Below are 14,359 nucleotides of genomic sequence, written 5' to 3'. Positions count from 1 at the left end.
GGCGCGGGCTCCGCGGGCCGTACGGTCCCCGGTGCCGTGTGCCGCGCGGGAGGCGTCACCGTGAGCACCGTACGCGCCTCCGTCAGGTGGATCCGGGCCGACCTCAGGGCCCGCAGGGCGCAGGCGCTGCTGACGGTGCTGGCCGTGGCCGGGATCGTCACCGCGCTGATCACCTCCGCGACCCTGCTGGAGGACGGCACCAACCCGTGGCGCGGGCTGTTCGCCGAGTCCAGGGGCGCGCACGTGTGGATACACACCAAGGACGCCCCCGACCCGGCCGCGCTGTCGAGACTCCCGGGCGTGGTCCAGGTCGCCGGCCCCTACCGGTCGGCCCCGGTCACCCTCACGCTGGACGGGAAGAAGTCGCCGGTGGCGCTGCGGGAGATGTCCGCGACGCCGCCGAAGGTCGCCGTCCCCCTGATCCGCGAGGGGCGCGCGCTCCGCGCCGGGGACACCGACGGCGTGGTCGTCGAGCGCTCCTTCGCCAGGGCGCTCTCCCTCAAGGTGGGCGGCCTCTTCCCGGTGACCGCGCTCAACGGCGCCACCCACCCGCTCGTCGTGGTCGGCCTCGCCGACAGCGCCGACCAGGGCTTCTACCCCGAGTGGACGCCCGGCCTGGCCTGGACGCTCGCCCCCGTGCTCGCCAGGGTCGAGCCCGCCCTGGGCCGCAGCGAGTCGGTCACCGGGCTGCGCCTCGCCGACGGCGAGGCCACGCTGCCCGCCGTCCACGGCGCCGTCACCCTCCTGGAGGGGCAGATCCAGCGGATGTCCACCTGGCGCGAGGTCCGCGCCTCGATGGAGCTGGACAACCGGCTGCTCGGCCTGCTGCTCGCGCTGTTCGGGATCACCGGACTCGTCGCCGCCGCGCTCGCCATCGCCAACGCGGTGGGCGGCCGGGTGCTGAGCCAGACGCGCGACATCGCCACCCTCAAGTCCCTCGGCTACACCCGGGGCCAGGTCTTCGGCGTGCTCATGGCCGAGCACGGCGCGCTCGGGCTGCTCGGCATCCTCATCGGGCTGGTCTGCGGGCAGGTCGCCGCCTCGTTCGTCCTGGACGGGGTGCCGATCCTGCCGCTCTCCCCGGTCCCGCTGCTCGCCATCGCCGGCGGCACCGCCGCCGTGGTCCTGGTGGCGGTGGCCCTGCCCGCCTGGCGGGGCGGCCGCACCCCGCCCGTCCCCGCCGCCCCCGCGGCGCCGCCCAGGGGTCATCTGTCGCGGCTGGCCCGCCTGGCGCTGCTCGTACGGCTGCCCCCGGCCCTCGTCCTGGGCACCCGCGACGCCTTCACCCGGCGCCTCCCGGCGTTCCTGAGCATCTTCGGCGTCGCGGTCCCGATGATGATGATCACCATCGGGCTCGGCTGCTGGGCCACCCTGGACGACTTCCTGAACCATCCCGAGCGGGTCGGCCAGGCGGCGGCGCTCACCGTGCGCCCGGACAAGCTCCCGGCCGACGACGCCCTGCGGATGGCGAGGGCCGACCCCGGGGTGCTCGCCGTCTACCCCGGCACCGAGGTGCCCGCGCTGGAGCCGGAGCAGACCAGGAGCGTGCTGGCCCGCGCCGCCGGGACCTCCGCCGAGCCGTACCCCTTCTCGGTCGTCGAGGGGCGCATGTACGCCGCCAGGGGTGAGGCCGTCGCCGGGCAGGGGCTGCTCGACCTGCTGGACGTGAAGATCGGCGACCGGGTCCGGCTCACCGTCGGCGGCACCCCGCTGATCGTGCACCTCGTGGGCCGGGTGGTGGAGCCCGACCAGGACGGCGAGGTGCTCTCCTTCGGGATCGACAGCCTCGCGGCCAAGGACGCGGTGCCGCCGCAGTTCTACAGCCTGGTGCTCAGGCCGGGCGCCGATCCCGTGGAGGTGAGGGCGCGGCTGCTGGTCGCCTCGGGCGAGGCCCTGGAGGTGCAGCGGGTGGTCAACCCGGCCGAACGGCTCGCGATCATCCGCGTGGTGATCGTGGCGCTGATCGTCGTGCTCGCCCTGCTCGGCCTGGCCAACCTCCTGACGGCGAGCGCCCTGGGCCTGCGCGACCACGCCTTCGACCTCGCGGTGCTCAAGGCCATGGGCCTCACGCCCCGGCAGGTGGCCGCCACCCTGGTCACCGGGACCGGCCTGCTGATCGTGCTGGGCGTGGTCGCGGGCGCCGTGGCCGGTGCCTCGCTGGTCGGCGGGCTGGTCGACCTGCAGGGGCACACCAGCGGCGTCGGGGCGGGCATCGGCCGGGCGCCCTCGGCCCTCACGCTCGCCGTCGCGATGCTCGTCGCGGTCGGGACGGCCCTGCTGGTGACGCTGATCCCGGCCGGTCGCGCGGCCCGCGCCCAGGTCCCGGTCACCGCCCGGTAGGACGACGGGGACGGCCCCGGGACGGTGAACCGTCCCGGGGCCGTTTCGGGTTCGTCTCGGGACCTTCTCGGGAAGGGCCCGAGAAGGGCTCAGAGGTCGATGCCGGAGATGCCGGAGGCGTCGGGGGTGTCGGAGTTCTTGAGCGAGAACCAGTAGAACCCGTGGCCGGGCAGGGTGAGCAGGTACGGCAGGGTGCCCACCGGGGGGAACCGCACCCCGCCCCTCGCCTCGACCGGCGTCATGCCCGCGAAGCGGCGCAGGTCGAGCTCGACCGGCTGCGGGTACTTCGACAGGTTGTTGACGCACAGCATCAGGTCGTCGCCGTCCTCGCGGACGAAGCTGAGCACCGCCTGGTTGCTGGACCACAGCTCGTTGTAGACGCCGGTGCCGAAGACCTGGTGGTCGCGGCGGATCGCCAGCATGTTCCTGGTGAAGTGGAGCAGCGACGCGGGGTTCTTCTGCTGCGCCTCCACGTTGACCGCCTGGTAGCCGTGGATCGGGTCCATCACGACGGGCAGGTACAGGCGCCCGGGGTCGGCCTTGGAGAAGCCCGCGTTGCGGTCGGGGCTCCACTGCATCGGGGTGCGGACCGCGTCGCGGTCCTCCAGCCAGATGTTGTCGCCCATGCCGATCTCGTCGCCGTAGTACATGACCGGGGAGCCGGGCAGCGAGAGCAGCAGCGCGGTGAACAGCTCGATCTGGTCGCGGTCGTTCTCCAGCAGCGGGGCGAGCCGGCGCCGGATGCCGAGGTAGGCCCGCATGCGCGGGTCCTTGGCGTACTCGGCGTGCATGTAGTCGCGCTCCTCCTCGGTCACCGTCTCGAGCGTGAGCTCGTCGTGGTTCCGCAGGAAGATGCCCCACTGGCCGCTCTCGGGGAGCTTCGCCGTGCGCGACATGATCTCGGAGATCGGCTCGCGGCTGCCCTGCCGTACCCCCATGAAGATGCGCGGCATGAGCGGGAAGTGGAAGGCCATGTGGCACTCGTCGCCGCCGACCGAGGGGTCGCCGAAGTACTCGACCACGTCCTCGGGCCAGCCGTTGGCCTCGGCGAGCAGCACCCGGTCCGGGTAGAGGCGGTCGACCTCGGCGCGGACCTTCTTCAGGTACGCGTGCGTCTCCGGCAGGCCGGAGCAGTCGGTGCCCTCGCGCTCGAAGAGGTACGGCACCGCGTCGAGCCTGAAGCCGTCGATGCCCAGGTCCAGCCAGAACCGCAGGACCTCCAGCATGGCCTCCTGGACCGCGGGGTTCTCGTAGTTCAGGTCGGGCTGGTGGTGGAAGAAGCGGTGCCAGTAGTACTGCTTGCGGATCGGGTCGTAGGTCCAGTTGGACTCCTCGGCGCCGACGAAGATGATCGGCGCGTCGGGATATCCGGCCGGGTCGTCGGACCAGACGTAGAAGTCGCCGTACGGGCCCTCGGGGTCGTGCCGGGAGGCCTGGAACCAGGGGTGCTTGTCGCTGGTGTGGTTCATCACCAGGTCGGTGATGATGCGCAGGCCCCGCCTGTGCGCCGACTCGATCAGCTCCACGAAGTCCCCGAGGTCGCCGAAGTCCGGCAGGATCTTCATGTAGTCGGAGATGTCGTACCCGCCGTCACGCAGGGGAGACTCGTACAGCGGGAGCAGCCACAGGCAGTCGACGCCGAGCCACTCGACGTAGTCCAGCTTCTCGATGAGGCCGCGCAGGTCGCCGGTGCCGTCGCCGTTGGAGTCCTTGAACCCGCGGACCAGGACCTCGTAGAAGACGGCGCGCTTGTACCACTGGGGGTCCGCGGAGACGAAGTCCTCGGCCACGGAGTCCTGGGAGGGGGAGGGCAGGGGGGATGGATTCATCGTGTTCTCGCTCACGGTGATGGAGGGCAGGACGAAGTCACCGGATGCTCCGGCTGATGATGTTTGGTGACCGCGCCGGAGGGAGCCGTCATCCCCACGAGCTCCATGCTCTCGGCCGGGCCGAATTTGTGATTCGGGACCGTCCGTTGTGGCGCTTTCTGGGCCGAACACTACCAGCCGCCCGACGCCCTGGAACCCCTCTTGGCGTGCTACGCCGCCCCCGTCCCACGGAATCGCCGCGCGCATCGCGCCGTGGCCGCGTAATCGCCGTGTCACTCACGGTTTTCACGGGTGAAACATGACACGCGCCGAGGGAGCGGTCTCGCCCCGTGTCCGCAGATCAGGCCCGTAGAGGTGTCGCCGGGAGAGCGCGCGGGACGTCCCGGGCGAGGGGGTCCGGCCCGGTTTCCGGGGGCGCCGCGAGGCCCCGCCGGACCGCGTCACAGGGGTCCGGCGGGCGGGTCTCAGGGGCTCGGGAAGGGGTGGTTCGTCAGCCTGACGAGGCCTTCGTCAGCCTGACGAGGCCCCGGGAGGGGGCGTCCGGGTCCCGGTGGACGGGCGGGTCAGGCCCAGGGCGGGGTGAGCTCGGGGAGGTTGTCCTGGTAGTCGCCGAGCCAGGCGCCGAACAGCACCAGGCCGCGCACCCAGAAGCGGTCGTTCCAGCCGTTGAACCGCGCCAGCGCGTCGGGCCCCTCGGCGACCACGACGTGGAGCTGCTCCGACAGCAGCGAGGGCACGGTGTCGGCGACCCGGGTGAGCATCCGGTGCCCGTACTCCCTGGCGGGCGCGGCGGCCGAGCGCAGCGGGATCCGCTGGAGCGGCTGCTTGACCACGTTGGTGGAGGGCAGCGCGGCCACGCGCGGGTCGGCGGCGTACAGGATCTCGCGGTAGAAGCGTCCCTGGTCCTTGCGGTGCACGCCGACCGAGAGCGCCGCGTCGAAGAAGGCGGGGTGGATGAACGGCGCCGCGAACGAGACCTCGGGGCCGACCAGGTTGACCGGGGAGCGGGCGATGCCCCGCGCGGTCCTGGTGTGCAGGACCGACAGCGGCAGCTCCGCCCGGTGGCCGTTGAGCATGGTGGTCGACTGGGTGAAGGCGTTCCCGACGCTGTCGGTGATCCAGGCCTCGGCCTCCTCCGACAGGAACGGCACGGACGGGGAGCCCAGCGTGAGCGAGCCGAGCAGCGCGGCCTTGCGCCCGGCCTGGGTGGAGGCCTCCAGCGCGGCCCCGCTGACCATGAAGTTCTTCAGCAGCGGCCCGCCGGCGAGCCCGTCGACCAGCGTCCGTCCCGCCCGGTGCACCTCGCGGGCGAACGGGGTGTACCAGGCGTGGTGCGGGGTGAGGAACTCCAGCCGCCGCGCCGCGGCCAGCGCGTCGTCGGGGTAGGCGGCGGCGTCCTGGGGGATCACCCGGTGCCGCACGCCCAGCTCGCGGGTGATCGCCTTGGCGAAGACGATGTCGGTGTCGGTGCCGTCGTCGGGGCTGGTCGTCCACGACTCCACGTCGGCCCCGCGCGCCACCGCCACCGAGCACAGCAGCCGCGAGTCGTAGCCGCCGCTGACCGGCACCAGCAGCGGGCGCCCGTCGAACTCCTTGTAGACCTCGTGCAGGATCTCCAGGATCTCCCCGGCGGTCCTGCCCGCCTCGTAGGGCTCCTCGCGCAGCCACCGGGGCAGCATCCGCTCGACGCCGACCCGCCCCGCCGCCCGGTCGAAGACCAGCGCGCTCGCCCCCGACAGCCGCTTCACCTGCGTGTACGGGGTGTCGTCGCGCAGCGGGAAGGTCAGCTGGATGATCGAGGCCCAGGCGTCCCAGTTGATCTCGTACGGCGTGCGCGCCAGGGAGAGCAGCGGCTCCAGCAGCGAGGAGAAGTAGACCGCCCCGCCGAGGGAGAGGTGGTAGACGTCGACGAGGCCGAGACCTCCGGCGTGCAGCGTGATCCGCTCGCCGTCGTCGATCAGGCCGGGCGTCTCGTAGGTCTCCGCCACGGTGATCCACGGCGCCACCCCGCCGGGCGTGCGCTCCCCCCAGGCGAAGGCCCAGGTGCGCTCGTCCCGCTGGTAGGGCGGCAGCGGGGAGGAGCTGAACAGGGCCGCGTTCCCGGCCTGGACGGCGGGTCTGACCCGCGGCCCGGCCCCGCGCAGCGTCTCCAGGACGGCCTCGTCGAGGTGCCCGATGCCGCCGCAGACGTACGGCCTCACATTGAACGTCGGCCACTGCACCGTGCTGACTCCTCTGTGTCGCGATTGACCAAAGGGTATCCTTTCGCCCGGCTCACGAAACGGAGGACGGCGTGGCGGGCGAGCAACTCGAAAGCACACGACAGGCGTTGCGGGAGGCGGTGGCGCACGCGGAGAGGGCTTCCGAGCTGGCCCGCCTGCTGGAGGCGGCACAGGCCAAGATCGCCGACGCGGAGCGTGCGGCCGAGGAACTGCGCGGGGTGAAGGAACTCCTCAGCGAGACCGAGGAGCGGCTGGAGGCCGCGAACGCGGCCGAGGAGAAGCTCCGCAAGGACCTCGCCGAGCAGCGCTACCAGGCCGAGGTGGCCAGGTGGAAGCTCTCCTCGGTGCAGGTGGCCCGCTGGTCCCGGCTGGGTGACGCGATCAAGACGGGCAAGAGCAACCCGGTGCGGCTGGCGCGCGGCCTGCGCGGGGCGGCCAAGCCTGCCAAGCGCCCGACCGCGCCCAAGCGCCAGCCGGTGCCGCGCAAGGCGGGCGACAAGGCGCCGGTGCCCGGGGCGGCCTTCCAGGCCACCAGCTCCGTCAGGACCGTCGGCGGCAGGTCGGTGAAGCTCAAGCCGTACCGCGTGCCGACCGGCCCCAACACCCGCCCGCACCTGACCGCGGCCGTGATCGCCGCGCCGCACGGCGAGGCGCTGCTGCGCTACGAGTGGCGCCAGACCACCGGTTTCACGCCGAGGGACTTCGCCCGGGTGCTGGCCGCCGAGGTCCCGCACCTGCTGCTGGTCGAGTCGGTGACCGAGGGGCCGTGGGCGGAGGAGGTGCGCCGGCCGGGCCAGGGACTGCGCGCCCTGCTGGCCTGGTGCGCGGAGCGGGGCATCCGCACCGTCTTCTGGCACACCGGGGGCACCCCGGGCGAGTTCGTCGCCGCGGCCAGGCTGTTCGAGCACGTCGTGACCGCGCTGCCCAAGTCCGTGGGACCGTGGGGCGCCGCGCTGGCGGCCCAGGAGCCCGAGCCGGGACGCCGGGCGCCCTCGCTGGGGATCCTGCCCTTCGCCGTCCAGCCGCGCGTGCACAACCCGCTGCCGCTGGCCGGGGACCGGTTCGGGCGGGTGCTCTCGCTGGAGGAGCTGCTTCCCGGGCACCTGTCGTACCCGGACGTGCTCACCTCCTACCGCTGGCCCGTCGCGGTCGACTGCCCGCCGGGCACGGAGCCCTGGCGGATGGCCGAGCTGGCCGCCTGCGGCACCCCCATCGGCACCGAGCCCGACGCGCGCCGCGCCCACCTGGCACTCCGCCAGGCGTACGCCTCGGGCACGATGACCAACAAGGTCGACGACCTGCTGGACGCGATCGGCCTGCCCAGCGGCAGGGCCACCCTGAACATCTCGGTGATCATGATCGACCGGGGCGACCTCGACCACGCGCTGGCCCAGGTCGCGCCGCAGAAGGGCGTCGTCCAGCTGGTGTTGCTGTCGGACGCCCCCGACGCCGTCGGACGGGCCCGCAAGGCGATGCCCGACGGGGTGGAGGTCGCGGTGCGCCGCTCTGACACCGAGCTGACCACGGGCGGCCTGCTCAACCGCGCCCTCGACCTGTGCCAGGGCGACCTGGTGGCGGTCATGGACGCCCGCGACCAGTACGGCGAGCACTATCTGACCGACCTCAGCAGGGCCTTCCTGTTCGCCAACGCCGACATCGTGGGCAAGGCGGCCTACTACGCCCACCTGCGCGACGTCGCGGCGACCGTGCTGCGCCAGCCCTCGGCGGAGTACTCCTACCTGCCCGACGTGGCGGGGGCGACCCTGCTGGCCCGCCGCGCGGTCCTGCGGGGCATCGGCTTCGCCGACGTCTCGGACAACTGGGCCGACGTGCTGATGCGCCAGTGCCGCGCGGACGGGATCAAGGTCTTCTCCGCCGACCGCTTCGGGTACGTCTGCCTCCGCGACCGCGACCGCTGGCTGCTCGGCTCGGCCCAGCTCGTCGACTACGGCCCGGCCGACCCGCACGCCCTGATCTGAGCGGGTCCCCGGGGTCCTCGGGGTCCTCGGGGTCCTCGGGTACGGGGCTCCTTCGCCGCGACGGCGGCGGGGGACGGCCCGGTGGATCCGTGCGCCCTGGTCCGAGTGCTCTGGTCCGATCTGACCTGAGCGCGCTGGGCCGAGCGCCGGTCGTCCGGGGGGTCGTTAGGCTGCCGGGATGACGCCCGGTGCGCTCGGCGAGGTCCTCGGCCTGCCACCGATCCCCAGGGGGACGTGGGCCGAGGAGGCGCTCTACGTCTCCTCGGCCGCGCTGCGCCGGGGCGAGGACCCCGGCGAGCTGGCCGGCCGGCTCCGCGCGCTGCCGGGGATCGCGGCCGTCCGGGTGCGGCCCGGCGGCTTCCTGGAGATCGTGGTGGCGGTGCCCGGCGAGCTGGTCACGGAGATCGGCACGGCCACACCCCCGGCCACGGGCGGGAGCGGGGGCGCGGCCGGGTCCCCGTGGGAGGACCTGCCCAGGACGTGGGCGAACCCCGGGTTCGTCGTGAGATACGCGCACGCGCGGGCGGTCGCCGTACAGCGCTGGGCCGCGGAACTCGGCGTCGGCGGGGACTTCAGGCCCGAGCTGCTGGAGGACCGCAGGGACCGGGCGGTGCTCAGGCTGCTGGCCGAGCTGCGCGGCAGGCGGGTGAGCCGGGACCCCGGGTGGGCCGCCTACGCCGAGCAGCTGGCCCTCGCCTACCACGACGCGTTCGAGGGGGCCGCCGCGCTTCCCTCGGGGGACGAGGAGCCGTCGGGGCTCCACGCCGCCCGGGTGCGCCTGGCGCGGGCCGTGCGGGACGTGCTGGCCGAGGCGCTGGCGGCACTTGGCGAGACGGCACCCGACAGATTGTGATAGACCCTCCCAAAGGATTTAAAAAGGATCAGGGGAGAGGTGGATGGCCGGGCCCCGGGACTGGGAGGCGCACGAGCCGCGCCGATCCGGGATGGTCCGGCGGATCCTGCCGACCCTGCTCGCCTTCGCCGTCGTCCTCGGCGGGCTCGCCTACCTCGGCGGAGACCTCAGGGAACTCCTCGGGACCGCCCCCGGCTCGCCCCGCTCGGCCGCGGCGACGCATCGCCTCTACCAGGAGACCGGGCCGGTCGGCGGTCGCTGCGGCACCCTTCCCAAGGACCTCGACGCCGACGCCACGACGTCGCTGAGGGCCCTCGCCGGGTGTCTGGACCGGATGTGGGCGGCCACCCTGGAGCAGGCGGGCATCGACTACGAGCCGCCGGGGGAGGTGCGGCTGGTCGCCGCCCCCGAGGAGGCCGAGTGCGGGATCGACGACTACGACTGGGCCGGGATCTACTGCCCCGGGCCTCGCGTCGTCAACGTGCTGGTCGAGGAGGAACGGGCCTTCTCGATGATGTTCACGCTCGCGCACGAGTACGCCCACCACGTCCAGGAGGTGAGCGGGATCGCCGACCAGCGGGGCTCGGAGACCTTCGACGAGGCGTGGTCGCGGCGGCTCGAACTGCAGGCCGACTGCCTGGCCGCGGTGACGCTGCGGGGTGTGGCGCCGCGCCGGCTGGAGAGCCTGCGCCGCCTCGCCGGGCGCGGTTCCGGCGCCGACGAGGGCGTGGAGGCGGGGTACCGGCAGTCGCACGGCTCGGGGGCGAGCAGCGCCGAGTGGATGCGGCGCGGCCAGGAGGGCGGCACCGTGGGATCCTGCAACACCTGGGCCGCTCCCGCCGAGCGGGTCTCCTAGGATCGTCGCCTCGTCGCCCCGGTCGCCTAGGTCACCCTGGTCCCCCCGGTCACCCCGGTCGTCCCGGTTCTCTCCTCTCCCCGGTCTCCCCGATCGTCCAGGCTCTCCCCGGTTCTCCCCGCTCTCCTCTTCCCGGTCTCCCCGGCCTCCCTGGAACGGGTCCGCTCCGGTCACTCTCGAAGATCGGGTCGTGATGCGACGTTAAAATATGTTGTCAAAGTGGCGCATAACGTAAAAACTTCGCGTGTTCGAGGTTGATCGCGTCTCGATGGGTGGGCAATCGTCTCAGAGGGATCACCGGGTCCGATAGCCTCGATCGGGTGAGTCGATTCGCCCACCCCGCCGGTGACCGGCATGCAGAAGTGCTGCCCGAGGAGCGCCCTCCGCACGCACCCGCCGATCTGAACACGCTCGACCCCACCATCTGGCCGCGAACGTCGAGCCGCGCCGACGGCTCGATCACGATCGGCGGCGCGGACGTCAGGGATCTGGTCGAGGAACACGGCACCCCGCTCTACGTGGTGGACGAGGAAGACTTCCGCTCCCGCTGCCGCGACTACGCGAGCGCGTTCTCCGGGGGAGAGGTCCACTACGCGGGCAAGGCGTTCCTGTGCCGCGAGGTCGCCCGCTGGATCATGCAGGAGGGCCTCGGCCTCGACGTCTGCAGCGCCGGTGAGCTCGCCGTCGCGCTCAGCGTCGGGTTCCCGCCCGAGCGGATCACCATGCACGGCAACAACAAGTCGCTCGCCGAGCTGGAGAGGGCCGTCGAGGCCGGGGTCGGGCACATCGTGGCCGACTCCTTCGAGGAGATCGCCCGCCTGGGCTTCCTCGCCGACAAGCACGGCAGGCGCCCCAAGGTGATGATCCGCGTCACCGTGGGCGTCGAGGCCCACACCCACGAGTTCATCGCGACCGCCCACGACGACCAGAAGTTCGGCTTCTCGCTGAGCAGCGGCGCGGCGGCCGAGGCGGCGCGGCGGATCCTCGCCCTGCCCCAGCTGGAGCTCGTCGGCCTGCACTCCCACATCGGCTCCCAGATCACCGACACCGCCGGGTTCGAGGTGGCCGCGGCCCGCCTGGCCACCCTCCTGGTCAAGATCAAGGACGAGCACGGCGTCGTGCTGCCCGAGCTGGACCTCGGCGGCGGCTACGGCATCCCGTACGTCGAGGGCGACACCGCGCCCGACGTCAAGGAGATCGCCGACAACCTGCGCGAGATCGTGAGCAAGGTGGCCAGGGGCGCCGGCCTGCCGGTGCCCAAGCTCACCGTCGAGCCGGGCAGGGCCATCGCCGGGCTCGCCGGGGTGACGCTCTACGAGGTCGGCACGATCAAGGACGTCGAGGGCCTGCGCACCTACGTCAGCGTCGACGGCGGCATGAGCGACAACATCCGCACCGCCCTCTACGGCGCCGACTACACCGCGCGCCTGGCCTCCCGCGAGAGCACCGCGAAGCCGATGCTCTCCCGCCTGGTCGGCAAGCACTGCGAGAGCGGCGACATGGTCGTGCGCGACCTGTGGTTCCCCGCCGACCTCGCCACCGGCGACCTGATCGCCGTCGCGGGCACCGGCGCCTACTGCCGCTCGCTCGCCAACAACTACAACTACCTCCCCAAGCCCGCCGTGGTCGCGGTCAAGGACGGGGCGTCCCGCGTGATCGTCCGCAGGGAGACCGAGGACGACCTCCTGAGAGGACAGCTGTGAAACGACCCGGAGCGGCGGGGCAAGCCCGTCCGCGGTGTGAGCGAAAAGGGGGCGTGACCGCATGGCACTGAAAGTCGCACTGCTGGGATGCGGCGTCGTCGGCTCCCAGGTGGTCAGGCTCATGCACGAGCAGGCCGACGACCTCGCCGCCCGCGTCGGGGCGCCGCTGGAGCTCGCCGGGGTCGCCGTGCGGCGCCTGGGCCGCAGGCGGGACGCCGACGTCGACCCGGCCCTGCTCACCACGGACGCCGAGGCCCTGGTCACCCGCGACGACGTCGACGTCGTCGTCGAGGTGATTGGCGGCATCGAGCCCGCCAGGTCGCTCATCCTGGCCGCGCTGAACAGCGGCAAGTCGGTCGTCACGGCCAACAAGGCGCTGCTCGCCGAGGACGGCGCGACCGTCCACGCCGCGGCGAGGGCCGGCAACGCCGACCTCTACTTCGAGGCGGCCGTCGCGGGCGCCATCCCGCTGATCCGGCCGCTGCGCGAGTCGCTCGCCGGAGACCACGTGCACCGCGTGCTCGGCATCGTCAACGGCACCACCAACTACATCCTCGACCAGATGGACTCCAGCGGGGCCTCGTTCTCCGACGCGCTCGGGGAGGCGCAGGCGCTGGGCTACGCCGAGGCCGACCCCACCGCCGACGTGGAGGGCTTCGACGCGGCGGCCAAGGCCGCGATCCTCGCCGGGATCGCCTTCCACAGCCGGGTGACGGCCGCCGACGTGCACCGCGAGGGCATCACCGAGATCACCGCGACGGACGTGGCCAGCGCCAAGGCGATGGGATACGTCATCAAGCTGCTCGCGATCTGCGCCCGCTCCGACGACGGCAGGTCGTTCGGCGTACGGGTGCATCCGGCCATGATCCCCAGGACGCACCCGCTGGCCGGGGTCCGCGAAGCCTACAACGCGGTGTTCGTCGAGGCGCGGTCCGCCGGGCAGCTCATGTTCTACGGCGCGGGCGCGGGCGGCGCCCCGACCGCGAGCGCGGTGCTGGGCGACATCGTGGCCGTGGCGCGCAACGTGCTGGCCGGGACCCGCGGGCCGGAGGAGTCCACGTACGCCGACCTGGTCGTGCACCCGATGGGCGAGACCGTCACGCGCTACCACGTCTCCCTGGACGTCGCCGACAAGCCGGGCGTGCTCGCCAGGGTCGCCGACATGTTCGCCAAGCAGGACGTCTCCATCCAGACCGTCAGGCAGGAGGGGCACGGCGCGGACGCCCAGCTGGTGCTGGTCACCCACCGGGCCAGCGACGCCGCGCTGTCGGCCACGATCGAGGGCCTGCGCGAGCTGGACATCGTCCGCGACGTGGTGAGCGTCATGCGCGTCGAGGGCGAGGACGCCCCCTAGCCGGTGCTCCGCGAAGGCGCCCCGCGCCGATGCCCCGCCAGGCCTGTCCACCGCGACCGGCCTGGCCAGGCTGCCCGGTCCGCCTGGCCTGCCCAGGCTGCCCGGCCGCGTCGGCCCGGCGCGGGCGCCCCGCTGTCAACGCCTCTGTCAGGCCGTCGCCGGCCCTGACGGAGGCCCGGTCCCGGCCGTGGCGACGGTCGCGGCCGTCGTGCCATGCCGGCTCGGCATCGGGTTCCTGGGCATTTGATAACGGATCATTTGATGGCCTCTAACGGCTTATAAGCTGCTTTCATGCCTTGTTTGCCGTTCCGCGAAAGAGAACTCGTCGTGAAGGTCTTTCGCCGGGCGGCGGCGTCCGCCACGGTGCTGGCCGTCGTGGCGGCGCTGGGCCCGGCCGCCCACGCGGCGGCCGAGCGGCCCGCGAAGAAAGTCAAGACGGTCGTCGCGCTCACCTTCGACGACGGCGACTCCTCCCACCCCGCCGTCGCCCGCATGCTGGAGAAACGCGGGATGCGTGGAACGTTCTACGTCAACACCGAGACCGTTGGCGGTGCGCAGAAGCTGACCCGGCGCGAGCTCGCCGGGATCGCGAAGAAGGGGCACGAGATCGGCGGTCACACGCTGACCCACGTCCGCCTCACCGAGCTGATCCAGAGCGATCAGGAGGGCCAGATCTGCGACGACCGCAGGACGCTGGTGGCGTGGGGGTACCGGCCCACCACCCTCGCCTACCCGTTCGGCGCGGTCGACTCCGACGCCATGGCGGTGGCGCGGCGGTGCGGCTACGACGCGGCGCGCGGGGTCGGCGGGCTCAAGGAGTGGGGCTGCCCCGGCTGCCCGCCCGGCGAGGCTCTCCGCCCGAAGAACCGCTACGACATCCGCACGCCGGGCTCCATCCGCGACGACACCCTGCTGCGGCATATGAAGCAGCAGGTCCTCAACGCGGAGAAGGGCGGTGGCGGGCTGGTCCCGATGGTGTTCCACCGCGTCTGCGACGGCTGCGGCCTCTACTCGACGACTCCCAAGCTCCTGGGTCAGTTCCTCGACTGGCTGAGGACGCGCAAGGCCCACGGCACGGTCGTACGGACCCTGCAGAGCGCCGTCGGCGCCCGCTACCGCGCCCTGCCGAGACAGGAGTGACCCGGCCGCCGAGGACGCCCGGTTATCCTCTTGCCGCCGCCCTCGTGGGGATGTTCAAGGATCCCGAGCTGAATCCGAAAGGT

The 14,359-nt window shown here is 72.7% G+C and carries 9 protein-coding genes; 7 read left to right on the top strand and 2 right to left on the bottom strand.

Annotation, left to right across the window (positions count from 1 at the left end):
* Positions 1-60: 60 nt before the first annotated feature.
* On the top strand, positions 61-2,340 hold the full coding sequence (locus ABT053_RS22790) for an FtsX-like permease family protein (protein WP_350971093.1): 2,280 nt from the start codon (positions 61-63) through the stop codon (positions 2,338-2,340).
* An 89-nt stretch (positions 2,341-2,429) separates the two neighbouring features.
* On the opposite strand, the gene treS is transcribed toward ABT053_RS22790, so the two are convergent.
* Together treS and ABT053_RS22780 are read right to left on the bottom strand one after the other, a co-directional pair.
* A complete protein-coding gene (gene treS / locus ABT053_RS22785; protein WP_350971092.1) occupies positions 2,430-4,169 on the bottom strand; it encodes a maltose alpha-D-glucosyltransferase in 1,740 nt (579 codons plus the stop codon).
* Positions 4,170-4,732: 563 nt separating this feature from the next.
* On the bottom strand, positions 4,733-6,391 hold the full coding sequence (locus ABT053_RS22780) for an asparagine synthetase B family protein (RefSeq protein WP_350971091.1): 1,659 nt from the start codon (positions 6,389-6,391) through the stop codon (positions 4,733-4,735).
* 71 nt (positions 6,392-6,462) lie between these two features.
* Here ABT053_RS22780 and ABT053_RS22775 point away from each other — a divergent pair, with 71 nt between their 5' ends.
* The 6 genes from ABT053_RS22775 (at position 6,463) to ABT053_RS22750 (ending at position 14,276) form a co-directional block, all read left to right on the top strand.
* On the top strand, positions 6,463-8,370 hold the full coding sequence (locus tag ABT053_RS22775; protein ID WP_350971090.1) for a hypothetical protein: 1,908 nt from the start codon (positions 6,463-6,465) through the stop codon (positions 8,368-8,370).
* Between the two features lie 178 nt (positions 8,371-8,548).
* The gene (locus tag ABT053_RS22770) at positions 8,549-9,223 is read left to right on the top strand and encodes a DALR anticodon-binding domain-containing protein (RefSeq protein ID WP_350971089.1); all 675 of its coding nucleotides are present in this window, start codon (positions 8,549-8,551) and stop codon (positions 9,221-9,223) included.
* A gap of 43 nt (positions 9,224-9,266) precedes the next feature.
* Entirely contained in the window at positions 9,267-10,079 is an 813-nt protein-coding gene (locus tag ABT053_RS22765) for a neutral zinc metallopeptidase (RefSeq protein WP_350971088.1), read from the top strand.
* Between the two features lie 320 nt (positions 10,080-10,399).
* Entirely contained in the window at positions 10,400-11,782 is a 1,383-nt protein-coding gene (gene lysA, locus ABT053_RS22760) for a diaminopimelate decarboxylase (RefSeq protein ID WP_350971087.1), read from the top strand.
* Positions 11,783-11,843: 61 nt separating this feature from the next.
* Positions 11,844-13,136 carry a homoserine dehydrogenase gene (locus tag ABT053_RS22755; protein WP_350971086.1) on the top strand — a complete coding sequence of 431 codons (1,293 nt, stop codon included), beginning with the start codon at positions 11,844-11,846 and terminating at the stop codon, positions 13,134-13,136.
* A 327-nt stretch (positions 13,137-13,463) separates the two neighbouring features.
* Complete coding sequence (locus tag ABT053_RS22750) at positions 13,464-14,276, top strand: polysaccharide deacetylase family protein (protein WP_350971085.1); 813 nt, start codon at positions 13,464-13,466, stop codon at positions 14,274-14,276.
* Positions 14,277-14,359: the final 83 nt, after the last annotated feature.

This window comes from Streptosporangium sp. NPDC002524 (assembly GCF_040295985.1).
GTDB lineage: Bacteria > Actinomycetota > Actinomycetes > Streptosporangiales > Streptosporangiaceae > Streptosporangium.
This window is presented reverse-complemented; position numbering and strand designations above follow the sequence as displayed.

What these genes read in the sequence shown, in the direction of transcription:
- treS (WP_350971092.1), bottom strand. Translation starts at nt 4,169, where the DNA reads ATGAATCCATCCCCCCTGCCCTCCCCCTCCCAGGACTCCGTGGCCGAG.
- ABT053_RS22770 (WP_350971089.1), top strand. Translation starts at nt 8,549, where the DNA reads ATGACGCCCGGTGCGCTCGGCGAGGTCCTCGGCCTGCCACCGATCCCC.
- ABT053_RS22765 (WP_350971088.1), top strand. Translation starts at nt 9,267, where the DNA reads ATGGCCGGGCCCCGGGACTGGGAGGCGCACGAGCCGCGCCGATCCGGG.
- ABT053_RS22755 (WP_350971086.1), top strand. Translation starts at nt 11,844, where the DNA reads ATGGCACTGAAAGTCGCACTGCTGGGATGCGGCGTCGTCGGCTCCCAG.